The organism is Rhodococcus sp. ACPA1, from assembly GCF_002300195.1.
Lineage (GTDB): Bacteria > Actinomycetota > Actinomycetes > Mycobacteriales > Mycobacteriaceae > Rhodococcus_F > Rhodococcus_F opacus.
On record NZ_NSDX01000008.1, the window covers coordinates 57,767 to 81,094 of the forward strand.

The 23,328-nt window shown below is 65.7% G+C and carries 21 protein-coding genes and 4 pseudogenes; 15 read left to right on the forward strand and 10 right to left on the reverse strand.

Translation table 11 applies throughout. The annotated features are described in order from the left end of the window. Nucleotides 1–4 precede the first annotated feature (4 nt). A pseudogene (locus tag CJ177_RS33235) lies at nt 5–696 on the reverse strand (thiamine pyrophosphate-binding protein); the annotation flags it as partial. Nucleotides 697–1,106: 410 nt separating this feature from the next. Here CJ177_RS33235 and CJ177_RS33240 point away from each other — a divergent pair. From CJ177_RS33240 to CJ177_RS46955, 4 genes are all read left to right on the forward strand, one after another. Then, nucleotides 1,107–1,394 carry a hypothetical protein gene (locus CJ177_RS33240; RefSeq protein WP_133987642.1) on the forward strand — a complete coding sequence of 96 codons (288 nt, stop codon included), beginning with the start codon at nt 1,107–1,109 and terminating at the stop codon, nt 1,392–1,394. A 303-nt stretch (nt 1,395–1,697) separates the two neighbouring features. Further along, the gene (locus tag CJ177_RS33245) at nt 1,698–4,034 is read left to right on the forward strand and encodes a transketolase C-terminal domain-containing protein (RefSeq protein ID WP_095869972.1); all 2,337 of its coding nucleotides are present in this window, start codon (nt 1,698–1,700) and stop codon (nt 4,032–4,034) included. Between the two features lie 16 nt (nt 4,035–4,050). Then, nucleotides 4,051–5,157, forward strand: coding sequence for a 2-oxo acid dehydrogenase subunit E2 (locus tag CJ177_RS33250; RefSeq protein ID WP_095869591.1), 1,107 nt, complete (start codon nt 4,051–4,053; stop codon nt 5,155–5,157). A 455-nt stretch (nt 5,158–5,612) separates the two neighbouring features. Further along, a complete protein-coding gene (locus CJ177_RS46955; RefSeq protein WP_143548738.1) occupies nt 5,613–5,987 on the forward strand; it encodes a hypothetical protein in 375 nt (124 codons plus the stop codon). A 188-nt stretch (nt 5,988–6,175) separates the two neighbouring features. Here the strand turns inward: CJ177_RS46955 and CJ177_RS48615 are convergent. Further along, nucleotides 6,176–6,364: pseudogene (locus tag CJ177_RS48615) on the reverse strand (transposase); the annotation flags it as partial. Between the two features lie 12 nt (nt 6,365–6,376). Here CJ177_RS48615 and CJ177_RS49505 point away from each other — a divergent pair. Both CJ177_RS49505 and CJ177_RS49510 read left to right on the forward strand, forming a co-directional pair. Continuing rightward, nucleotides 6,377–6,934, forward strand: coding sequence for an FAD-dependent oxidoreductase (locus tag CJ177_RS49505; protein ID WP_143548739.1), 558 nt, complete (start codon nt 6,377–6,379; stop codon nt 6,932–6,934). Continuing rightward, a pseudogene (locus tag CJ177_RS49510) lies at nt 6,883–6,993 on the forward strand (hypothetical protein); the annotation flags it as partial. The gene CJ177_RS49505 and the pseudogene CJ177_RS49510, both read left to right, overlap by 52 nt. Nucleotides 6,994–7,041: 48 nt before the next feature. Here the strand turns inward: CJ177_RS49510 and CJ177_RS47590 are convergent. The 5 genes from CJ177_RS47590 to CJ177_RS33280 form a co-directional block, all read right to left on the reverse strand. Continuing rightward, a complete protein-coding gene (locus CJ177_RS47590) occupies nt 7,042–7,191 on the reverse strand; it encodes a hypothetical protein (protein ID WP_179443336.1) in 150 nt (49 codons plus the stop codon). A 95-nt stretch (nt 7,192–7,286) separates the two neighbouring features. Beyond that, nucleotides 7,287–7,913, reverse strand: coding sequence for a GIY-YIG nuclease family protein (locus CJ177_RS33265; RefSeq protein WP_179443342.1), 627 nt, complete (start codon nt 7,911–7,913; stop codon nt 7,287–7,289). A 240-nt stretch (nt 7,914–8,153) separates the two neighbouring features. After that, on the reverse strand, nt 8,154–8,396 hold the full coding sequence (locus CJ177_RS33270; protein WP_095869594.1) for a hypothetical protein: 243 nt from the start codon (nt 8,394–8,396) through the stop codon (nt 8,154–8,156). A gap of 102 nt (nt 8,397–8,498) precedes the next feature. Further along, nucleotides 8,499–9,851 (reverse strand): MFS transporter, encoded by a 1,353-nt coding sequence (locus tag CJ177_RS33275; RefSeq protein ID WP_095869595.1) that lies wholly within the window; start codon nt 9,849–9,851, stop codon nt 8,499–8,501. Between the two features lie 147 nt (nt 9,852–9,998). After that, nucleotides 9,999–10,790 carry a FadR/GntR family transcriptional regulator gene (locus CJ177_RS33280; protein WP_095869596.1) on the reverse strand — a complete coding sequence of 264 codons (792 nt, stop codon included), beginning with the start codon at nt 10,788–10,790 and terminating at the stop codon, nt 9,999–10,001. Between the two features lie 221 nt (nt 10,791–11,011). On the opposite strand from CJ177_RS33280, the gene CJ177_RS33285 reads away from it, so the two are divergent. The 6 genes from CJ177_RS33285 (at nt 11,012) to CJ177_RS33310 (ending at nt 19,020) form a co-directional block, all read left to right on the forward strand. Beyond that, nucleotides 11,012–12,610 (forward strand): AMP-binding protein, encoded by a 1,599-nt coding sequence (locus CJ177_RS33285; RefSeq protein ID WP_095869597.1) that lies wholly within the window; start codon nt 11,012–11,014, stop codon nt 12,608–12,610. 7 nt (nt 12,611–12,617) lie between these two features. After that, nucleotides 12,618–13,382, forward strand: a complete 765-nt coding sequence (locus CJ177_RS33290; protein ID WP_095869598.1) for an enoyl-CoA hydratase-related protein — start codon at nt 12,618–12,620, stop codon at nt 13,380–13,382. Then, on the forward strand, nt 13,379–14,617 hold the full coding sequence (locus tag CJ177_RS33295; RefSeq protein WP_095869599.1) for an acyl-CoA dehydrogenase family protein: 1,239 nt from the start codon (nt 13,379–13,381) through the stop codon (nt 14,615–14,617). The genes CJ177_RS33290 and CJ177_RS33295 overlap by 4 nt, the downstream gene beginning before the upstream one ends. A gap of 8 nt (nt 14,618–14,625) precedes the next feature. Next, entirely contained in the window at nt 14,626–15,681 is a 1,056-nt protein-coding gene (locus CJ177_RS33300) for an acyl-CoA dehydrogenase family protein (RefSeq protein WP_095869600.1), read from the forward strand. Nucleotides 15,682–16,018: 337 nt separating this feature from the next. Beyond that, on the forward strand, nt 16,019–17,080 hold the full coding sequence (locus tag CJ177_RS33305) for a tyrosine-type recombinase/integrase (RefSeq protein WP_095868553.1): 1,062 nt from the start codon (nt 16,019–16,021) through the stop codon (nt 17,078–17,080). Next, nucleotides 17,077–19,020: a tyrosine-type recombinase/integrase gene (locus tag CJ177_RS33310; RefSeq protein WP_095868554.1), complete on the forward strand. Its 1,944-nt coding sequence runs from the start codon at nt 17,077–17,079 to the stop codon at nt 19,018–19,020. Before CJ177_RS33305 ends, CJ177_RS33310 begins: the two co-directional genes overlap by 4 nt. A gap of 356 nt (nt 19,021–19,376) precedes the next feature. Here the strand turns inward: CJ177_RS33310 and CJ177_RS47595 are convergent, their stop codons facing one another. Then, entirely contained in the window at nt 19,377–19,526 is a 150-nt protein-coding gene (locus CJ177_RS47595) for a hypothetical protein (protein ID WP_166680718.1), read from the reverse strand. Nucleotides 19,527–19,920: 394 nt separating this feature from the next. Here CJ177_RS47595 and CJ177_RS49515 point away from each other — a divergent pair, with 394 nt between their 5' ends. The 3 genes from CJ177_RS49515 to CJ177_RS48620 all read left to right on the forward strand — a co-directional run bounded on the left by CJ177_RS49515 (nt 19,921) and on the right by CJ177_RS48620 (nt 21,100). Continuing rightward, on the forward strand, nt 19,921–20,217 hold the full coding sequence (locus CJ177_RS49515; RefSeq protein ID WP_240961165.1) for a hypothetical protein: 297 nt from the start codon (nt 19,921–19,923) through the stop codon (nt 20,215–20,217). 390 nt (nt 20,218–20,607) lie between these two features. Continuing rightward, nucleotides 20,608–20,832, forward strand: a complete 225-nt coding sequence (locus tag CJ177_RS33325) for a hypothetical protein (protein WP_095869602.1) — start codon at nt 20,608–20,610, stop codon at nt 20,830–20,832. Nucleotides 20,833–20,968: 136 nt separating this feature from the next. Continuing rightward, nucleotides 20,969–21,100 carry a hypothetical protein gene (locus CJ177_RS48620; RefSeq protein ID WP_257014849.1) on the forward strand — a complete coding sequence of 44 codons (132 nt, stop codon included), beginning with the start codon at nt 20,969–20,971 and terminating at the stop codon, nt 21,098–21,100. A 17-nt stretch (nt 21,101–21,117) separates the two neighbouring features. Here CJ177_RS48620 and CJ177_RS48625 read toward each other — a convergent pair. Next, a pseudogene (locus CJ177_RS48625) lies at nt 21,118–21,312 on the reverse strand (glutamate dehydrogenase); the annotation flags it as partial. Nucleotides 21,313–21,506: 194 nt separating this feature from the next. Next, nucleotides 21,507–22,904: an NAD-dependent malic enzyme gene (locus tag CJ177_RS33335; RefSeq protein ID WP_095869603.1), complete on the reverse strand. Its 1,398-nt coding sequence runs from the start codon at nt 22,902–22,904 to the stop codon at nt 21,507–21,509. Nucleotides 22,905–23,328 lie beyond the last annotated feature (424 nt).

Here is a 23,328-nt window from a genome sequence, read left to right on the forward strand (position 1 = left end):
GACATAGTTTGCGCGCGGCATCTGCCTTGATCACGCCGCCACCGTGGAGAACAGGTCTCTCGGCTTCGCCGATCATGGTGGCTGCGGCACGGATCTGTTTGGGCGACGGCACGTTAGGTGGTCGATAGCCGGGCAGGTGCTTCTCTGGTGGCCACGAGAGCGTGGTTGCAGCCTGCAGAACGTCTTTCACGATGTCGACGAGTGCCGCCCCGGGCGTCCGCTGGCGGCGATGTGGACGGCATCGGCGAGGGTGCGTGGGAAGTCGGCCGGGTCGGTGATCAGGAAGTTGTGCTTGGTGATTGGCATGGTGATGCCGCGGATGTCAGCGTCTTACAAGGCATCGGTGCCGATGAGGTCGCGGGAGACTTGGCCGGTGATCGCGACGCGGGGAACAGAGTGCATCTGTGCGTCGAGCCGGGGTCACGAGATTGGTGGCGCCGGGGCCGGAGGTGGCCATGTGGACGCCGCCGTTACCAGCGTCCTGCACATATCCTGTGGCGGCATGGCCGTCGGCTTGCTCCTGCCGGACAAGAACATGTCGGATGCGGGTCGATTCGAGCAGCGGGCCGTATACCGGCAAAATGGCTCCCCAGGGATGCCGAACACGCAGTCGACACCGAGTTCTTCGAGCCAGCGCACCACTGACTGAGCTCCGCTGCCACTTTCCGGGGAGCGTTGGGTGAGGCGGTGTGTCATGTATTGGGCTGGCAGACGGGCCAGGACGCTTACGGGAATCCACTGTGGCAATCGAAAGCGCTGGGAGCGACTCGGCGAGGCGGTAATCCGGAGTGCGACGTCGCTGCCTGTCGCGCATCCTAGAGATCTGAGGATGGTGTCGACTACGGGTCGGGAAACGCGAACGAGCATTCAGCATCAACCAAGGCGGATCCCCAATCGCTCCGTGACTACTTCAGCAGACTGCCTGCGACAGAGACTTTTCCGAGACCGTCGGTGAGCACTTTGAGCCGCCGCCGCGGTCACGGCCGTCGACGAGCTATGCCAGCGGAGAGTTCAGCCGGTAAGCGAGCTGGCGCATCGGACTTCTACCGCATTGCGGGCCGGATCCTCGACATCGATGGGGCGAGCAGGCCACCACGTGGATGAGAATGTCTGTGACACCGCTGCGTCCCGTGCACCTCGACCACCTCAGGATGCCGTCCAGCGACTCCGCGATGGGCGTCGGCTTCCGCTGCGTGACACCGGTCAGGATGAACGCGGTCAGTGGGTATCCGAGGGCGACCAGGTCCGATTCGGCGTTCGAACGGGTGAAGCACACCCTGTTTTTCGAGCTCGCCGAGCGGGCCTGCACGGTGTTTCGGGGGGACAGGCTGGCCATGTCGGCCAACGCGATGACGGTGGCCCGCGAATCCTCGGTCAGTGCCTTGAGGATCTAGGCGTCGATGGAGTCGACAGTGCTCCCGGTGGGCATATTGCCAACCCCCAACTGCACTTGTGTGGGCGATGATTCGCAGAATGCGCAAGTTCTGCGAGCGGTATTGCCGAAAGCACATGCGGATGGTGGACTGTCTCTAGTTCCGCATCCGGAACGCACCTCGCGATGGGTAGCTCGAAACGCTGTCATCGACAGGACCGGCCTCATCCAAGTCCGGCTCCCTTTGCCACACGATTTGCCTCGCTCACACCCTGAGCATGCTGATCAACGTTGGCGCCAGGATCTCACAGCAAGGACGGACATGATGAACGGCACTCGCACGATTGATCTCCACGCCCCTTCTGAACAATCACCGACCCCTGAGGTGCTCCGCGAGATCGAACGCCGGGTGCTCTGGTTGTCGACCGCGATGATCCACCACGCCAACCGGGTTCGCCCGAACCCGACGGGGTTGAAGGTGGGTGGCCATCAGGCGTCGTGTGCGTCGATGGTCTCGATCATGACGTCGTTGTGGTTCGAGCAGCTCCGGCCGGGTGACCGGGTGTCGGTGAAACCCCACGCGTCGCCGGTGCTGCACGGCATCAACTACCTGCTCGGGGAGCTGGACGAGAAGTATCTGACGACGCTGCGGGAATTCGGTGGCCTGCAGTCCTACCCGAGCCGGTCGAAAGATCCTGATCCGGTGGACTATTCGACCGGTTCGGTCGGCATCGGCGCGACGGCCCCGATCTGGGGTGCCATCGCCCGCCGCTACGTGAACACCCAGATCGGTTCTGCGGGCACGGGCCGCCAGTACTCGCTCGTCGGTGACGCCGAGTTGGACGAGGGCGCGGTGTGGGAGGCGATCCTCGACACGTCCGTGTCCGAACTCGGGGAGATCGTGTGGATCGTCGACCTGAACCGGCAGTCCCTGGACCGGGTGGTGCCGAACATCGCCGCGGGCCGGCTCGAGGCCATGTTCTCCGCCGCCGGATGGCAGGTGATCACCGTGAAATTCGGGACCCTGCTCGAGTCGCTGTTTACCCAGGCGGGCGGTGCGGCGCTGCGGACCCGGATCCTGGACATGCCCAACCCGGAGTACCAGCGGCTGCTGCGGTGCGACGCAGAGCAGGTGCGGGTGCGGCTGCCCGGGGACGGTCCCGACGCCGCTGCGATCGCATCGCTCATCGCCGGCCTCGATGACGAGACCCTGCTGCGGGCGATCCGGAACCTCGGCGGTCACGACCTCGACGCCCTCCGCGCCGCGTACGCGCAAATCGACGACACCCGCCCCACGGTGATCATCGCCTACACGATCAAGGGTCGCGGCCTGCCGACGCAGGGGCATCCGCAGAATCACTCGTCGCTGCTGACCGTCGAGCAGTACGAACAGCTCGCCGCGGAACTGGGCATGGACCCGAACAACCCCTGGGCCCGGTTCGACGCCGACAGCACCGCCGGGCGCGTCTGCGCCGCCTCCGCCGAATGGCTCACCCGTGACCCCGTCGACCTGGCCACCCCGCCCGCGGTCCCGGCCGACATCGGCCGCACCCCGACGGGGACGTCCACCACCCAGGCCGCACTGGGGCGGGTGCTGCTGGACCTGTCCCGCCAGGCCCCGGACGCGGCGAAACGGGTGGTCACCGTCAGCCCCGACGTCAGCTCCACCACCAACCTGGCGGGGTGGCTGAACAAGGTGGGGGTGTGGTCACCCAACGAGCGCCGCAACTGGTTCGACGACGACGCCGAGACGATCATGCACTGGCGGGAGAAGCCCACCGGGCAGCACATGGAACTCGGCATCGCCGAAACCAACCTGGTCGGACTGATCGGTGAGCTCGGTGCCACCTGGAGCCGGTGGGGACAACCGCTGTTCCCGATCGGGGTGATGTACGACCCGTTCGTCGAACGCGCCCTCGAACCCTGGTCGTACGGCATCTATGCGGGTGGGCAGTCGATCCTGGTCGGCACCCCGTCCGGGGTCACCCTCGCCGCGGAGGGTGGGGCGCATCAGTCGATCAAGACCCCCTCGATCGGCCTCGAGCAGCCCGGGTGTGTGAGTTACGAGCCGGCGTTCGCGATCGACGTCGAGTGGACGCTGCTCGACAGCATCTCCCGCCTGGGCCGCCCGGACGGCTCCTCGTCGTATCTGCGGCTCTCGACCCGCCCGGTCGATCAGACCCTCGCCGCCGTCCCCACCGATCCCGCCGCCCGGGAGCGTCGCCGCCGTCAGGTGGTCGCCGGCGCGTACACCCTCCGGCACAGCGACAAGCCGGCGGTCACCCTGGTCGGGATGGGGGCGATGATCACCGAAACCCTCACCGCCGCGGACCGTCTCGCAGAACAGGGCATCGCCGCCGACGTCGTGTGCGTGACCAGCCCCGGACTGTTGTTCGAGGCGGTGCAGGCCCGCCGCGGCCTCGCCGACGGCCCGTCGTGGATCCTCGACCAGGTGTTCCCCGCCGGCCGGGCCACACCGATGGTCACCGTCCTCGACGGCCACCCGCACACCCTCGCGTTCCTGACCGGGATCAACCACGTCCCCGGCGCCGCGCTCGGTGTCAGCAGATTCGGGCAGGTCGGTTCCCTCGACGACGTCTACCGCTACCACGGCATCGACACCGACAGCATCGTCCGCACCGCGCTCGACCTCGTCGACTAACCCAGGAAGACCCAGAATGACCACGACACAGACAGGCACCACAGTGGTGCTGCCGTCGCTCGGTGAGAACGTCACCGAAGCCACGATCACCCGCTGGCTCAAAACCCCAGGCGACCACATCGAGCAGGATGAACCATTGCTCGAGGTGGCCACCGACAAAGTCGACACCGAGGTCCCCTCCCCTGCCGCAGGCACCCTCCTCGAGATCATCGCCACGGAAGACGCTGTCGTCGAGGTCGGCGCGGCACTTGCCGTCCTCAGCGCACAAGGCAGTGATACCCAGGACACGCCGGCACCCGCTGCCGAGGCAACTCCCGCGCCTGCACCGACAGCCGCCACTTCTGCTCCGGCACGTGCACCTGTATCGAACCCGACTACCCCGGAGGCTGCTGCACTGTCAGCCGCGGGCGACCGGGTGGAAAAGCTGCCCCGGATTCGGCGAACCATCGCACAGCGGATGCTCGAATCTCTGCAGACATCAGCACAATTGACCACCGTCCTCGAGGTCGACGTCACCGAGATCTCCCGGCTGCGCAACCGGGAGAAGGAAGACTTCCACCGCCGGACCGGGGTGAAGCTGTCGTTCCTGCCGTTCTTCGTCGCCGCCGCGGTCGACGCGCTCGCCGAGCATCCGGTGATCAACTCCTCGCTCGACGCCGACTGCACCGAGGTGACCTACCACGGGGCAGTACACCTCGGGATGGCCGTCGACAGCGACAAGGGGCTGATGGTGCCCGTCATCCGCGACGCCGATACGTTGCCTATCCCGGAACTCGCCCGGGCTGTCGCCGACTCCGCCGCCAGTGTGCGGACCGGAACTATCCGCCCCGACGACCTCTCCGGTGGCACGTTCACAATCACCAACACCGGCAGCCGCGGGGCACTCTTCGACACCCCGATCATCAACCAACCCCAATCCGCCATCCTGGGAATCGGAGCCGTCGTCGAACGCCTCGTCCCCACCCTCGGTGACGGCGGCGCACTCCAGATCAACGTGAAGTCGATGGCGTACCTGTCACTGTCCTACGACCACCGCATCGTCGACGGCGCCGACGCCGCCCGCTACCTCGCCACCGTCCGGCAGCGGCTGGAAGACGGATTCGACCCCTCGGACCTACAGTGAACGGGCCAGCACACACCCCAGGCTCTGTGCCCGGACACGGCACCCGAGACGATCACCGACTCGTCGAATTCGCCCTACGGTGGGCCCCAACAGTTGCAGTAAACGACTACACCCTCCCCGACTTCGACGAGTACATCTTGCCGGAGTTCGGACTGCAGCCAACGATGTACTACCGCAGACTCCTCACACTCCTACTGACACCACCGTGCCCACGCTTGGACCCACCGGACCGGCAACGCATCATCACACTCTGCCAGCACAAGTTGGACGCCTCAAGACCAGCAATCCCCGATTAAGCAGAGCGAGCATCAATTCTCGCTGCCGACAACCCCAATGGGACACACCGCGGAAAACAAGAGTTGGCACGCGATCGACTAGGACCCTCAGCGTGCATCTCTGCTCGGCACGATTCTCATCACCAAGCAGGCCGAGATGCGGGCGAAAAGGAAACGATCATGTCCGAACAACCGAAATCGACTAGCCGTTCGGAAAATCCCGAACGCAGCACTCCCACCGGAAACCACACACCCTTGTCCGCAGATTCCATCACCGACCAGCTGAAAGCCTACCGCCGCCAGCGCCGCGCACGAATATCCGACGAACTACGCCGAGCGCGATACTGTCAGCTACCAAGCGAAAGCATTGATCTCATACGTTTCGCACAGGCATGGGCGCCCTACGGAAAGATGCCCACGGAAGATATTTTCGTCCGATACGGCATGACAGCGGCCCGATACTTCGAAGTTCTGGCCGACGTCATCTCGATGCCTGACTGCGACCCCCAGATTGCCACCACCCTCCGATCCATCTACTTCTCACAACGCCCATAACGGGCCGATGGGAGGACTGCCCCTAGCTCCGCTGTCAAGCAGCGACGATGGTTACTGACAGTGATTGGTCGGCGAACATGGCACGAAAGACGACGTCTGAGAGCCTGCGTTGAGAAAGCGGAGCGTCTCCAGTCCGCCGTCACTACTGGCATTGCGGCGGGCCAAGAGTAGGCGTGCATCATCTTGCAGCGGGCCTGAGTGAGCGCGATCCGGTGGATGGCTGCATTGCGCTGCCGGTTCCCGCTGCGCGAGAGACGATGTCGAGCACAGATCGACGACCACACCGGTAACGGCACGGTACCACTGTGTCGAGCGAACGCCTCCTTCGAGTGGAAGCGGTCCACGTCGGCGTTCTCACCGATGATCTTGGCCGCCGACCGTGATCGAGCATGGGCAGCGTCCCATGGCGCGTGTCCTATCCGAGGAGTGTCCCAACACTTCGCATACGCGCACGCATCCGCCGGGATCCGCCTCGTCTTCGGCGAGGCGATCGAGGGCGACAACTCCCGCGTCTGTGCCGCAATCGGCCGGAGCGGCGAACGCTACCCTTCCGACATAGTCGTGATCGGAATCGGGGTCGATCCGAACACCGAACTCGCCACAGCGGCCGACTTTCAAACCTCAACGGGATTGCGGTCGATCCCTACCTACGCACCAGCGACGCGCACAGTTGGGCCATAGGCGACTGCGCCCACTTCTCCTGCACCCACGCCGGTGCCCCGACACGGCTCGAATCAGTCCACAACGCAGTCGACCACGCCCGAGCACTGGCCCGCACACTGAGCGGCACACCCACCGAATATCACCAGGTCCCCTGGTTCTGGATTCAACAGGGGCCCATAAACTCCAGATCGTCGGCATCCCCGGCAAACAAGATGGCTCCGTTGTCCATGGCAACCCCCCGAACGGAAAGTTCTCCGTTCTCCGCTTCCGCGATGGCGCATTAACGTGCGTCGAATCGCTCAACAGCCCCGCCGTGCACATAGACTCCCGCAAGATCGTCGCGTTACCCGCGCGACCCACCCGCGAAGACATCGCGATCGAGAACTTCGACCTACGCCGCCTCGAGCTGATCATCGAAGCCCGACAGGAAACGCCCCTCGATACGGCGCTGAATCGCCAGCTTGAACGGCGCAAGCCGGCGTACGCTCCTGAATCGCAGTTTCTCAGTGAGGAACACCGTCGCGTACAAGTCCATCACCACGAATCTCCGCCACACTGTCCATATCTATGGTCTACCAGAACCTTTGACGAGAACCTTGGGTCGCAACACTTGGATGAAACCCGATCGAACCTCGATTACCGCCCGCCCACGCCGGGGTTCGGAAGGACTGGCAGATCATCTGCCCGGCGCTTCGCAGCGGCACGCGCAGCCTTCAACTGGAGATAGAAGGAGTTACGCGAGTTGCCGTCCAGGTTGAGCGGAACGTCCAAGCTCGCAATCAACCGATCCTCAAGGTCCCACGGTTCCTCATGCGCGATCCACGAGACGAGGGCGTTCTCGGCCATCCACTTCGACAGCAGCGTCTCCCCGATGTGGAAGGTATACCGCTTACCGGATCCGACACGGCGCAACTCGATCCCGACCTCGTCCGCGACCAGGCAACCGAGCGTGAGGCGGAGTGTCGACCCGGCAGCGTTACCGGTGTAGTGGGTCTTGATTCGCTTCCGGATGTTCTGCGTACTACGACCCTTGCCGTTGGTCGGCGGCTTGTACGGACTGATGCCGGTGTAGAGCAGCGTGAGCCCGTCCCGCTTCACGCACCCCGAGGTGTCGATCGCGGCCGGCAATTTGCGGAACCACCAGCCGTAGACACCAACAGTCGCTGGAACGGGGCACGGCCTGGCGAGTACCTGCTCGCGGGTGTGCGGTGAGGCAGCGAGGTAGAGCGCAGATTCATCCTGCGGGTCAACGATCGGACTCATGCGGAGGATGTTGTCATAGGGCGGCGACAGCGATCTACGGAACCGTCCACACCCCGGCACCCGGCAGCAACGTGAAGCTCGGAGTCCCGGGAATCCCGACTGAGGCGACGAGCACTCCCGGACCTGTCCGTACATACCCCCGATTCAGCATGCTTCGAGGTGCCACCTGCGTTATGCCGGTCTCCCCCGTCGAAAGGTTTCGCCACTGGATACTGCAGAAGCAATAGTTGGCGTCATCGCTTACAGCGTCATCCCCGGTTTTTCAAGGTCGGTCTGCGCGATGACCCATCCACCGACGGCCGACGACAACATGTAGGGCGGAGCAGCCGTAACACCATATGTCGGAAGAAAGAACTGCACGTCGGTTGGCGCAGCGTGCGCAGTTGACGTCACGGACAACGCGATACCGAAGGACGCGAGGACTGCGCTGGAAGCGGCGGCGATGCCGCGCACGACACGCGATGTACGCACTGCCAGGGCCATGGTTGCCCCCTTCACGTCACCCCGCCACGGTAGAGACGGACGATCCCTGTAGTAAGTGTCGCAAAGACGCAGCGATCGGAAATGTCATTCGGGTGGACGACATCAGCGACGTGCGACGGACGCAGCGGCTTCCGTGTGGGAGGCGGACTCGCGGCGGACGCCGCCGTAGGTTGCAGTTCGGATGCTGAGTAGCGTCAGCAACCCGATGAGGCACGATCCTGCGAGAAAGTATGCCGGCGACAAGGCGCTGCCGGTCCGGTCGATCAGCCAGGTGGCGATGTACGCCGCCGTTCCGCCGGTCGCGATCGTCGCCAGATTGAAGCCCAGAGCGACGCCGGTGAGCCTGACCCGAGAATTGAACAGCGACGGGAACAGTGGTGCCGTGGCGACCTGGATGAGCGGGGTGCCGAGCGCAAAGACGAAGAAGGCCACGCCCGCGACGACCAGCCCGTGACCGCCCATCAGGGACATGGCAGGGTAAGCAAGGATGCCGGATCCGATCAGTCCGGCTGCCGCAACCGGGACGCTGCCGAATCTGTCAACGAGAAGACCGGCGACCGGCATCAACAGCGCGATCAGCACGATGATGAGCGCGGTCGTCCAGGTGACCGCGGTCCGATCGAATCCGCCTTGGCGGACCAGGTGGATGCCGATGTAAGTGAGCACCATGTAGCCGGTGGCGTTCTGTGCCACGCCGAGCCCGAACACCTGCAGAACCTGCTTGGGGTGTGTGCGGATGAGTTCGGCGAACGGTGACTTCGCCAGGTCGTCCGTAGCCGCGGCATTCTCGAACTGTGCGGTGTCCTCGATGCGGGTCCGGGTCCACAGGCAGAAGAGCAGGAGGGGGACGCCCAGCAGGAACGGGATCCGCCAGCCCCAGCTCGTCATCTGCGGTTCAGTGGTGAGCGCTGACACGGTCCCGACCGCAATCGCGGCGAGCGCGAAACCACCGTTGCTGCCGAGTGCGACGAACGAGGCGCCGAGGCCCTTACGTTTTTCCCCGACGGTCTCATAGACGTACGTCAATGCTCCGCCGAGTTCACCGCCTGCTGAGAAGCCCTGCACCAGACGCGCGAGGACCAGCAGGATCGGCGCGGCGATGCCCGCGGACGCGTACGTCGGCAGGCATGCCATGAGGAGGCTGCCGACCCCCATCAGCAGCACGGAGACCAGCAGAGCGCGCTTGCGTCCGTGCCGGTCACCGAGGCGGCCGAAGAAGATGCCGCCGATGGGGCGCATGAGGTAGGCCGACGCGAAGACGGCGAGGCTGGCGAGCAGTGCGGCTGTGGGATCGTTGCCGGGGAAGAACAGTGGGCTGACGACCACGGCTAGGTAGGCGTAGACGGTGAGGTCGTAGTACTCGACGATGGTGCCGACGGCGGCGGCGAGAACGCCGCGGCGCCTAGTTTGCTCGAGGGTAGGGGTGCGCGAGGTGGAATTCGTGTGGGTCGCCACGAACGTCTCATTTCTGTGCGGAGAGTGTGGACCGAAGGTGCGCTCACCGTAGGTGGGGGTGAGTCATATCCTGCGAGCGCTTTTCACACCATAACCGCGCAGCCGCTAAATCTGTACATATTTTTCGAAAACTGCGGGATGCACCCGCTAAAGCTGCCAGTGCACGGGCTCGGAGATGATGTGTGCAAGGCGCTTACGGTAGTACTTCGCGGTGTCGTGGACGAAGGCCTCCATCGCCTCTCCTGCGGCGGAGGCATTTCGGGAGCGCATGGCATTGAGCACCAGCTGCTGCGCTTCGACGGCGGCGGTCCGGGTGATCTCAGGGTGCCGTGTGGGTTCCGCATCGCGTACCAGCAGTAGCAGCGTTTCCATGAGGATGCGCAGCACCGGGTTGCCGGACGCGGTGTAGATGGTGGTGTGGAACAGCGCGTTCTTCTCGATGAAGTTGTCGTAGTCGTCGGGCTGTGTCCGCATGCTGTCGAGCGCTGCCTGCAATTCGTCCAGTTGGCCGTCTGTAATTCGAGGTGTGGCCTGTTGCGCGACCACCGGTTCCAGGGTGAGCCGGGTGTCGATGACGTCGCTGAGATTTGCGCCTTCGAGCTGCAGGAACAGTTTCATGGTGTTGCCCAGTGATTCGAATTGCGGCCGGCACGCGACTGGGCCGCCGCCGACACCGGCCCGAATGGTGACCAGGCCCCGGCTCTCGAGTAGGCGGAGGGCTTCGCGCACAGTCGTGCGCGCCACGCCGTACTCGGCGACCATTTCCTTCTCGGTCGACAGTCGGTCACCGGCCTCGATGCCGCCCCCGAGGATCTTGTCCGCTATCTGGTTCGCGATGCGCTCGGACATTTTCGGGGCCCTGCCCGTTGCGCGATGGGCATCGTCCTTCATCATTGCGTCCCCGGTGTACTCGTCGACAGTTCGGTGCATAGCCGCCATGCGTACAAACCCTACCCAGGCCGGAGCGCGAATCGACAAACTCTGTACATATTTAGGGAAAGTGGCTAGCGTGACACCAGTCAACCCGTGGCACCCACTCAACATCCGAACGCAATAATCTCCCGGAGGTAAAGATGTGGCCGACGCGCCCACCGACGCCCGACCTTGTCCGTACCTACCGAGAGTCAGGGCACTGGCGTGATCAGCCGATCGGGCACTACTTGACACGCGCTGCGTCGCTGTTCCCCGATGCAGTGGCCGTGATCGACGGCGACACACGCCTGACCTTCGCCGACGTCGACCGCGACGCGACCACGCTCGCTGCGGCGCTGCATTCGGTCGGGATCGGTGCCGACGACGTGGTTTCGTTCCAGCTCCCCAATCGGGCCGAAGCGGTCATCATCTACCAGGCGATCATGAAGCTCGGCGCCGTCGCCAACCCCATAATCCCGATCTACCGAGGGCGCGAGCTGCGGTTCATCCTCGGGCAGGCGCAGGCGTCGGCCGTCTTCATTCCCGCGACCTACCGAGGATTCGACTACGCCGCCATGTATGACCAGCTACTCGACGACTTGCCGCACGTGAAGAAGGTCGTCGTCCTCGGCGACCGTGACGAGCGCAGCACCGACGAGCGGATGACCACATGGAAGGAGCTGCTAGGCGATGCCCCGGCTGAAGCCGCGAAGGTGGTTGCCGCACTGCAAGAGCCGGATCCGGATCAGGTCTGCCTGCTGCTGTACACCTCTGGGACGACCGCGGATCCGAAGGGCGCGCTGCACAGCCACAACACACTCGTATTCGAGAACCTCTCGATGATCGAGTTGTTCGGCCTCAACGAGAACGACGTCATCTTCAACCCCTCGCCGGTCACGCACGTGACCGGGGTGAACTGCGCCTTGACACTGCCGTTCCTGCTCGGGGCGCCGGTCGTGCTGCACGATCAGTGGGATCCAGCCGCCGCACTCGACAAGATTGCCCGCGACGACGCCAGCTTCATGATCTTCTCCACACCGTTCCTGCAAGGGCTGCTCGACGCCGCGGTCTCGGCGGGTCGCCCGACTCCGTCGATCAGGTACATCGTCTGCGGCGGCGCTGACATGCCGGACGAACTGACCCGCCGGGCCACCGATCGGCTCGGCACCGTCGTCCGAATGTACGGCGCCACCGAAGGACCGTCCGTCACAGCAGGCAATCGCTGGGACACACCGCAATTACGCACCCGAACCGACGGGCGAGTCCTCGCGCCCACCGAGGTGATCATCGTCGACCCCGCCGATCGCCCCGTCGCGCCCGGCTCCGTCGGCGAAGTCCTGTGGCGCGGCCCCGACACCTTCCTCGGGTACCTCGACTCCTCACTCAACGCCGCGGCGTTCACCGACGACGGCTTCTTCCGATCCGGTGACCTCGCACGGTTCGACGACACCGGCGCAATCCACATCGAGGGTCGAATCAAGGACATCATCAACCGCTCCGGCGAGAAGATCAGCACTCACGAAGTGGAAAACCTGCTCAGCGAGCACCCCGCCGTCAGCGAGGTCGCCGTCGTCGCCGGGCCAGATGCGACGACCGGTGAACGGGGCTGCGCCTTCGTCGTCACACACCACGCACAGGACCTCACCCTCGAAGACGTCCACGAGTTCCTGACCGGACGCGAGGTCGCCAAACAGAAAATCCCCGAGAGCGTCTTCGTGGTGGACGTTCTACCCAAGACCGCGAGCGGCAAGATCCAGAAGTTCGCGCTCCGCGACTGGACCCGCAACCGCACCAACCTCCCGCCACAGATGGTCGGCGTCAGCCTTCATGCGACGCATGAGAAGTGAGGACCACATGACCGAGCACATTCTCATCTCCCAACCCGAACCAGGGATCGCCCTTGTCGAACTCGCCCGCGGCAAGGTCAACGCAATCGACCACCAAATGTACGGCGAACTCGCCGAGACCTTCGACCGGCTATCGGACGATCCCACAGTCAACGTCGCCGTGCTCACAGGACGCGGCCACGTGTTCTGCGCGGGCAACGACCTCAACGACTTCCGCACCATGGACACGACGAGCGGTGAACTACAGATGCGCAACGTCCGCCGCGCGATGTTCAACCTCATCGACTGCTCGATCCCCGTCATCGCCGCCGTCAACGGGCCGGCACTAGGCAGCGGACTTGGCCTGACCGCATCGTGCGACCTCGTGGTGGCCTCGGAAAAGGCGACGTTCGGGCTGCCGGAAATGAACGTCGGGGTCCTGGGCGGCGGCCGCTTCACCGCCCGCATGCTGCCGCAGCAAGCAATGCGCCGACTGTTCTTCACCGCAGAAGCCGTCGACGCACACACCCTCGAGCGGTGGGGCGCGCCGATCGAGGTAGTCCCCCACGACACGCTCATGAACACCGCACTCACCCGCGCACGGTCCATTGCCTCGAAGAGCCGCTACGCACTGACCCTGGCGAAGCAATCGTTGAACGGCTGCGAGGGTATGGACCTCAAGCGCGGCTACGAACTCGAACAGACCTTCACCGTCCGGCTGTCCGAGCATCCGGACTCCAAAACTGCTGTCGAGGCACGAATGACCGCACTGACGAACGGCAAGAACCCATGAGTACCGCAACGCGCGAACTGGCAACACCGGAAGACCTGGACGCGTTCGGCGAGCGCGCCACCGCGTGGCTGTCCCAGCGACTGGACCGACATCTGCCGGCCACCGAAACCGACCTGCCAGGAAACGACGCGGAGCAGTCTTACGCCATCTTCCACAACCGCACAGAGGCCGAAGAGCGCGAACTACTCGTCCGCGGCAAGGCCTGGCAATCCGCACGCGTCGATGCCGGATTCGGCGCGATCACCTGGGGCCCCGAATGGGGCGGACCGGGCCTGACCGCCTCCCACGAACGGATCTACGTCGAGCTCGAACGTCAGTTCCGCACCCCGGAGCGGCACGAAACCATCCTCGTGACTGTGGAACTGATCGCACCGACCATCCACCTGCTCGGCACCGAGGAACACAAACAACGATTCGTGCAACCGTTCCTGCGTGCCGACGAACTGTGCTGCCAACTGTTCTCCGAACCCGGCGCCGGCTCCGACCTGGCCGCGCTCACGACCCGCGCAGTTCGCACCGACACCGGCTGGAAGATCACCGGTCAAAAGGTGTGGAGTTCGGGCGCACAATTCGCCGAATGGGGACTACTCATCGCACGGAGCGACCCCGCCGCACCCAAGCACCGCGGAATGACGGCGTTCCTGGTACCGATGGACACCCCAGGCATCGAAACCCGCCCCATCCGCCAGATGTCCGGCGGTTCCACCTTCAACGAGGTATTCCTCACCGACGTCGAACTGCCTGACTCGCTGCGTCTCGGCGACGTCGGCGACGGTTGGAACGTCGCATTGACCACCCTCGGATTCGAACGCAGCTCCAGCGGCGGAATCGTCTCCGCCGGCGGCAGCGCAGCCGACCTGATCCGGCTCGCCAGGCAACTTGGCATCACCGACGACCCCCACGTGCGTCAGACACTCGCCCAAGTCACCGTCTACGAACGCGCCACCGCTATATTCAACGCCCGGCACGCCGAGCGGGAACTCGCCGGACATGTCCCCGGAGTCGAAGGCTCGATCGCCAAGCTCGTGTGGACGCAAAATCTCAAACGCATCGGTGACGCCGCGGCCCGATTCCTCGGACCCCGCATCCTCGCCGACACGGGCACCCCGAACACCTATGCCTGGACCGAGCATCTCCTGGGCGCCCCGGGCTACCGCATCGCCGGCGGGTCCGACGAGATCCAGCGAAACATCATCGGCGAACGCGGCCTCGGGCTGCCCAGAGAACCGCGCTAGGAGCAAACATGGCCCTCGAATTGACCCAGGAACAAGAACAACTTCGCGACAGCGTCCGCGCTTACCTCACGAAGAACGCTGATACGAGACAAGCACCGTGGGAAGGGCTCACCGGCCTGGGCTTGACCGAGATCCCCTTCCCCGAGCGCTTCAGTGGAGCCGGTTGCACCCTCAAGGACACCTCGGTCGTGATGCACGAACTCGGCCGTACCATCTCCGACGCCCCCTACTTCTCGTCCGTGTGTCTTGCCGGCCTCACCCTCTCGGAATGCGCCTCGGACGCGGGCCGCGCCGCACATCTGCCCGTCATCGCAACAGGAAAATGCACCGCCACCCTAGTCGCCGGGTACCCGTACTCGGACACCCCGATTACCGCCACCCCATCCGGTGACAGCCGGCTGATTCTTCGGGGCACGCAAGAGTTCGTGGTCAATGGCGACAACGCACATGTCCTCGTCGTTGTCGCACGCGGAGAGAATGGCCTCGAGCTAGCTGTCATCGACGGCGCTGCTCCCGGCGTCGTGCGTACCCCGCTCGAGTCCCTGGACACCACCCGCCCACTGACCCGGATCGAGTTTGCCGACGCCCATGCACAGGGGGTCGGCGGCGCGAACCTGCATGCGACGCTGCTCCGCGCGCAGGCGTCAGCCCTCGTGGCGCTGGCCTCCGAACAGGTGGGCGCCGCCGAGGCGTGCCTGGAGATGTCGGTCGAGTACGCCAAGGCCCGGGAACAGTTCGGCCGACCGATAGGCTCCTTCCAATCGATCAAGCACCGACTCACCGACATGCTGGTGGCACTCGAACTGGCGCACGCCGCAGTACTGGACGCGGCAAACGCCGACGAAAAGCCAACAAACGAACTCGCCACTGCAGCGAGCATCGCGCATGTGCTGGCGTCCGACGCCTTCACCTACACCGCCGAAGAATCCATCCAAATCCACGGCGGCATCGGATTCACCTGGGAACACCCCCTACACAAGTACTTTCGGCGAGCTAAGAGCGACACACTGCTATTCGGCAGCACCGAAACGCACCACGAGGTCATTGCTGCTTCGGTGATATAGGTATTCGGGGAGTCGGTTCCTTCCAACCGGAATACCCTGCCGGAATGATTGCAGCCGATCACCACCAATGTCGGTAACGGACGCGCCCGCACACGCGAGATCGGATGGAGCGGACCACTGTCCACCCTCAGGCTGGCGATCCGGCAAGAACGTCCTCTGCACCCAGCGTGCACTGCAACCTTGAGTTCGGATTGATCTGGCGGCAGCTGGTCCAACAATCCCCGATCGGTTAACCGGCTCTCGGGCGACACGATTCTATCCGCGGCGTGAGGTCCGGGGCCGATGGCCGGATCGGGCGCATGCTGACGGTGGCGGCTCGATCGGAGAGGAGCAGGCGATGGCCGTTCGGGTGCACGCGGTGGACGACGGTTATGTGGTGGTCGGCGAGTGGGAGGGTTGCGCGGCAGCGAACGCGTTCCTCAAACATCTGGCCGGGCGTGCGTTCAGCGTGGCGACGGTGCGGGCGTATGCCTTCGATGTGCTGAACCTGGCGCGGTTCCTGATCGCCCGCGATCTCGGATTGGCGGCGGTGACGCCGGTGACCGTGTTCGAGTGGATCGACTGGCAGGGCGTGCGCCGTGATCCCCGACCCGGCGCAACGACGAGGAACGGCCGGCAGCGCACGGCGGCGGCGTCGACGATCAACCGGCGGGTCGCGGCGGTGCGGGCGTTGTTCGAGTACCTGGTGATGACCGGGGTGCGCGCCGACAACCCGGTGCCCTCACCCCGGCGGGGTCAAGGGTTACGTCCGTCGGGGCGGGGTTTGCTCGGGCATCTCGGGCCCGGCCGGCCCAGGGCCGGAGGCCGGCTGGTGCGCCAGCCGCGGTTGCTGCCCGAATCCCTCGACGCCGACGCGGTGGACGTGTTCGTCTCGTCGCTGCGCACCCATCGGGACCGGGCGATGGTGTGGGCGATGCTGCTCGGGGGTCTGCGCAGCGCCGAGGTGCGGTCGCTCCGGTTGGTGGAGGTGGATTTCGGTCGACGCCGGCTGCGGGTGCTCGGCAAGGGTTCGAAGGAGCGTGTGGTACCGGTCGATGCGGTGTTCTTCACCGAACTATCGGCCTATCTGCGCCTCGAGCGGCCACCCGGGTTGGTCACACCGGAGTGCTTCGTCGTGCTGCGGGGCCCCACCGTGGGGGCGCCGGTGACCGAGGCCGGGCTGCGATCATTGTTCCGGCGGCACCGGGACCTGTCCGGCGCGGGTCGGGTGCGTCCGCACCGGCTGCGACACACCTACGGCACCGAACTCGCCTCCGCGGGAATCGATCTGATGGTGCTGCGGGAGTTGATGGGGCACGCGTCCCCGGAGACCACCGCCGAGTACGTGCACCTGTCGATCGAGCAGCTCGCCGCCGAATACGGCGCCGCCCGGGCCAGTCTCGCCGGGGCACGGCGATGACCACGGCATGGCCGACCGTATTCGACCCGGATACGGTGCTGGCCGACTATCTCGACCACGTCGCCACCCTCGGGCTGGGAGGAAGAGCCGTCCGCGGCCGCACCCGCATCGCAACCGCATTCCTGGCCGCGCACCCGGATCTGCGGGAATGGATGGCCCGGCCTGCCTCGGACCGGCTTACCGAACTCCGCAGCACCGGGGCTTGGCCGCTGTTGTGTCACCTCATCGGGCGAGACGAGCTGCGACTGGACCTCGAGTTCGCCGCCGTCAAGAACCTCACCGGACTCGGGAGTGCCATCGAGGCCCGCGACCCGGACGGGTTCGCCGCGGCCCGGACCGCCGGACTGGCATTGGGCTGGACACCGTCGTGGGTCGAGACCGTCCTCGGCGAGTGCCTGGCGGTGCTGCTCGCCTGGCATGGCGGACTCGTCAGCGGCATCACGAACGACACCGTCGACGATTTCGATGCCGTATTGGCTGCAACACAAGCTATTCCGCCGTCGTCACGGCGGGCCTACCGCAATCGGATCGCGGGTCTGCGGCAGGTGCTGTTCGAGGCCCGCATCGTCGATATTCCACCACGGCGCCGCGTCTGGGCCCGCAGCTACGCCCAACGGTTCGCCGACGTTCCGATGGCCGACGCGATCCGCGAGACGTTGTTGCGCTATGTGACCGTCCGAGCCGCCGTGCTTCGCCCGAAATCCGTCGAATCACTGATCAACGACCTGCTGCCGTTCGCGGACTACCTCACCACACACCACCGCGACCTGACCTGTCTGCGCGAGCTGGACCGCAGTCACATCGAGGGCTTCCTCGTCTGGAACCGCACCCGCACCTGGCGTGGCCAACGCGCCGCCGCCGGCGCCGGTCGCACCATCTCGAGGGCCGTGATCCAATCGACGGTGCTGAGCCTGCGCAACTTACTCGACGATCTCACCGAATGGGGCTGGGAGCAGGCGCCGCCGCGCCGGCTGGTCTTCGCCGCCGACGTCCCCAAGCTCGACCAACCGTTGCCCCGCGCACTGGCACCCGACGTCGACGGCGCGGTGATGAACGCTGTTGCCGGGTTGGAGGATTCGTTCTCCCGCATCGGGTTGACGGCGCTCCGCGGGGCGGGGTTGCGGGTCGGGGAATTGCTCGATCTCGAGCTCGGTAGCGTCGTCGACTACGGCCCGGCCGGGACCTGGCTGAAGGTGCCGCTGGGCAAACTCGCGACCGAGCGCATGGTGCCGCTCTCGGCCGCCACCGTCGCGGCGTTGGACGAGTGGACGACCCAACGCGGCGTCTGCCGACCACTGCCGCATCCGCGCACCGGAGCGTTGACCGATTTCCTGTTCGTCGCGCACGGCCGCCGACTCGGCCAGACCCGGCTGCGCAACGGGCTGCTCGCCGCCGTCGAACGGTCCGGGTTGCGCGGCACTGGCGGCGGGCCCCTGATTGTCACCCCGCACCAGCTGCGGCATACCTGGGCCACCGAGCTCGCCAATGCCGGTATGAGCCTGCAGGCGTTGATGGCGCTGCTCGGGCACGTCACTCCTCAGATGACCCTGCGTTACGCCACCCTGGCATCGCCGACGTTGCGCGACGCCTACGACCAGGCCATGGGCAAGGTGCGCCGCCGGTTCACCCTTACCCCGGTTGGCAAGCCGATCGTTCCCGACACCGTCAGCTGGCTCGGCAGCGAGATGCTCAAAACCCGTGTTGCCCATGGCTACTGTTCTCGGCACGAAGCGGCCGGGGCCTGTCCCTATGCCAACATCTGCGAGACCTGCGACAACTTCGTCACCGGACCCGAGTTCCGCGGCGCGCTCGAGGCGCAACGCACCGACGTCCAGGCCCTCGAAGCCGATGCCTGCGACCGCGGCTGGCCCGACGAAGCTGCTCGCCACCACCGCGTTGCAGACGCCCTGACCGATCACCTCCACCGGCTCGACCGCTGACTCCAGATCGGCCAGTCTGCGATTGACCCACACGCGAAGGCCGGTTAAAGGAGAGACTCAACAAGAAGATCCGGCGGCGGACCGATGTCGTCGTCTGGATCTTCCCCGACCGCTCGTCGGTCCACGAGACGGGAAAGTCGCCGTTTTCACGTGCCTGCCCGAGCGCTTCGCCACCGGTCCACGTCGGAAGCCTAGCTGCCGTGCGGTCGGCCGACCAGGGTTGGGCTTGGAGATCAGGAGGCAGACCGCGGGCACCCACACGACAGATGCCTTGAGCTACGTCCACTCCACGGTCCCGCGGAGCGATCACTTGGCCGCCGTCCGTACTGCCTCTGCCGACGAGGACCGGCCCTCGCTCACGTGTCGCGGTCGCTGGCACGGTAGAGCCGCCAGAACCAGATCGCGCCGCCCACCAAACCGATCAACCCCGAACCGAACGACCCCACCGCCAGCAACATCGTGCCCAGCGTCACCAACGCGAGCACACACACGAGCTGAAGCAGCACACTCCTTGGCACAGCCCCGAATGTGCCGGACAACCCGCGCCCGCGCAACACCGCTGCACACCACCCCTCCGCCGCCGCCGACCCATACTGCGCGGTGTGCCCGCCCAACACCGTCACCCCAGAGTCGCCGAGCCTTCCGGCCGAGCCTGCCAGCCCATGAAGTCCACGACCAACGGGCTTCGGGGTACAGCGACGACGATGCCACGCTACATCCGCAGATGGGTCCGCCGACGGCACAGGCTAACGATTCCCAGCCCGTCCCCCTGCGCGACACGCACCTGTGCCCGCTGAGCGTCGGGAAGGTGCGCCGGTGGGGGTTCCTGGTACGAAAGCGGTCTGGGCGCAAACGCCGAATACTAACTGCCCTACCACGATCGGGGTGGAGGAGGAGTTCGTGCTGATCGACCCGGTCACCGGCCACCCGGCACTATCGAACACCGCGGTTGCGGCCGCCGCGGGTATGGGCGTGGATCTGCAACGCGAGCTGTCGCGCGCCGTGCACCGCTGTTCGCCTGTACGCACGCCACTACGCGCAACGTTCCCCGGCGAGACGGTGGGCCTGGTCCTGGTGGAGCCCGAACATGAGGACTACGACGCCTTTATGGCCCAGCAACTGAACGAGCTGTCGATCAGCGGCTCGCGGATCTGCGCCGGCCAGTCGGCCATATCCTGCGCGAACAGGTCGCAGTAGAACGGGATGCGTTCGTCGAGCACCTCGTCGGGCACCGCCACGCCGGGGTCCCATGCCTGGTTAGGAGGAACACCAGCGCGATGTTCCGGAGGCCCCCGACTGCACCGCGAGCGAGCTGATCGCCCAGGCGTTCGGCGGCGACCGGGATGAGCGTCCACCATGGCATCCCCCGGCCGGAAACGTCCGACACCAGCTCCGTGAAGGCAGCCGTGGTGCGCAGGTCGCGCGTTGATTGAATACGGCCGCAGTGGGTATGCAGGCACTGCCCCCGCGCGCCGGGTCCCACACCTGGGCCGCCGCGCACCCGGTGTCGATCGCCCGACAATCACCTCACCCGCCCCGCGACCGAGCCACGACGACACCACGTCGCGACACAGCAGGATCGATCTCATGACCACACACACGCATCTCACCACCGACCACGAGGAAATCCGTCAATGGACCCAGGCCCATCACGGCATCCCCGCCCGGGTCCCCCACACCACGGCCAACGACGTGCTCCGAATCGACCTGCACGGAGTCGACTCCGGGCTCGAACACATCTCCTGGAGGGAATGGTTTGCCGCCTTCGACCAGCAGGGCCTGGCCCTCAGCTATCCGGATCCGCACCTATAGGGCGGGATCAGCGCCTGGTTCGAACTCGTACCCCGACCCCGCACCGCGGACGACCCCCAGTAGATCGCGCGCGCCACACCCCGCCCTTTCCAGACAAACGAGAGGAATGATGAGTACCCGTCGCAGGGAGGCAGTCGTGAATGCGCCTGCCGGGTCGGTGGGCCGTTGGCCGATCGGATCTCCGGGTGCCGCCGACGAGATCTTCCGGGCCGCGTTCGCCGCCACAATCAAACTCCCGGCTCGCCGGGACGAACGTCGTCGCCGCTGAGGCAGGGTCAGGTACTCGCGCATACCGGCCTCGTACAGATGCCAGGCCGCGCCACCCCCCCTGGTGCCGATGCCCTGGATTGCCACCGTCGTGTCGGCCGGAGTCCAGCCACATGCTTTCACCGCACCGATGCAGGCCTGGGCGACTCCGTAACCGCCGATCACATCGCCCAGCAGAAAACCGCTGAGCACCGGGGCGTTCAGATACGACCGCCTCCCCCGAGCCCTCCGTCCTCCAATCTTCGCGACCCGAGGCGAAGTACCCATGACCTCACATAGAGCACCGCCCCGGCGCGACGCGCTGCAGGGACGGGTGGACGCGATGCACCATGGGCGCCGGTTCCGGCCTCGGGACATCTCGCCCGCAGCTGTGACCGCCGGGGACACGCAAAAAATGAGCGAACGGCTCACTTCTCGGACCGTGGCCCCCGCTCGGCCACCTCGCGCACCGCCGCCGCGACCGCCGGCGCGACAGTGGCATCGAACACGCTCGGCACGATGTACGTGGCATTGAGCTCGGACGGCGACACCCTGTCGGCGATCGCGCCAGCCGCGGCGATCAACATCTCGTCGGTGATGTCGACCGCGTGCGCGTCGAGCAGACCACGAAACACCCCAGGGAAGGCGAGGACGTTGTTGATCTGGTTGGGGAAATCCGACCGGCCAGTGGCCACCACCGTGGCATGTTCGCCGGCAGCGACCGGATCGACCTCCGGGACCGGATTGGCCAGCGCGAACACGATCGACTCGTCGGCCATCGCCGCGATGTCATCGCCCGTGACAATGTTCGGCGCCGAGACCCCGATGAACACGTCCGCCCCGACCAACGCGTCCCGCAGTGATCCCGTCCGAGCCTCGGGATTGGTGTGCTCGGCGATCCAGGTACGAAACTCGTCGGCGGTGTCGTCCGGGGACACGATCCCCCGACGCCCGCAGCCGATGACGTTCGTCGCACCTTGGGCGACGAGCAACCGGATGACAGCGTGCCCGGCGGCGCCGACGCCGGACACCACGATCCGAGCCCGGCCGAGCGACTTACCGACCACCCGCAGCGCGTTGGTCAAGGCGGCCAGGACCACGATCGCGGTCCCGTGCTGGTCGTCGTGGAACACCGGAATGTCGAGGATACCGCGGAGCCGAGCCTCGATCTCGAAACACCTTGGGGCGGAGATATCTTCAAGGTTTATCCCGCCGTACACCGGCGCGAGGGCCCGGACGATCTCGACGATGGCATCCGGGTCCTGGGTGTCCAGGCAGACCGGCCAGGCGTCGACACCGCCGAACCGTTTGAACAGTGCCGCCTTGCCCTCCATCACCGGGATCGACGCCGCGGCACCGATGTTACCCAGACCCAGGACCGCGGAGCCGTCGGTGACCACGGCGACGGTATTGCGTTTGATCGTCAGGCGGCGCACATCCTCGGGGTGTTCAGCGATGGCGGTACACACCCGGGCGACGCCGGGGGTGTAGGCGCGGGAGAGGTCGTCGCGGTGTGTGAGCGGAACCGTGGGGACCACCTCAAGCTTGCCGCCCAAATGCAGAAGGAAGGTGCGGTCGCTGACCTTGCCGACGATCACCCCCGGAACCTCGGCGATCGCGGTAGAGATCTGGTCGGCGTGCGCGACGTCCGAGGCATCGCAGGTGAGGTCGATGACCATGTGGTCGGGATGGCTCTCGACGACATCGAGCGCCGTCATGGCACCTTTCACCGATGCGATCGCGGCCGCCAACGTCGACGTGGTGCCAGCGCCGACCGGTGCATGGACGCGGACGGTGATCGAATAACCGGGGCTGGGACTGGGCATGTAAAGCTCCTGGATACTGAATGATGACCGGCAGGGTTCCGGCCGGATCATCGGGTGCCCGATCGGCACGCACGCACCAGGTGCTTCCGCCCGCAACACCCTTAGTCTGCGCGGCCATCGCCGATCCGGACAAGAGGACAACCATCCGGCCCCGCTCGGCGGCGATCGTTCCTCGGAGCGCCCGCACCGGCAGGGCTACGGTGTCGTAACCGAACTCGATGCCCCTGGGCTTGCAGTCGCCTACCGGCGCGATGGTGCTCACTGAAAGACGGACACACCCGGGCGCCCGCCTCGCAGATCGGCGTGCAGGACGACCCGGACTACCCGAAGCTTCGGGCACTTCCCTTTCCGGTCGAGTCCATGGCCAGGGGTCAAATGCGCATTTGTCTACGACATTGTTCGTTGCGGAGGGGGCAACACGCCC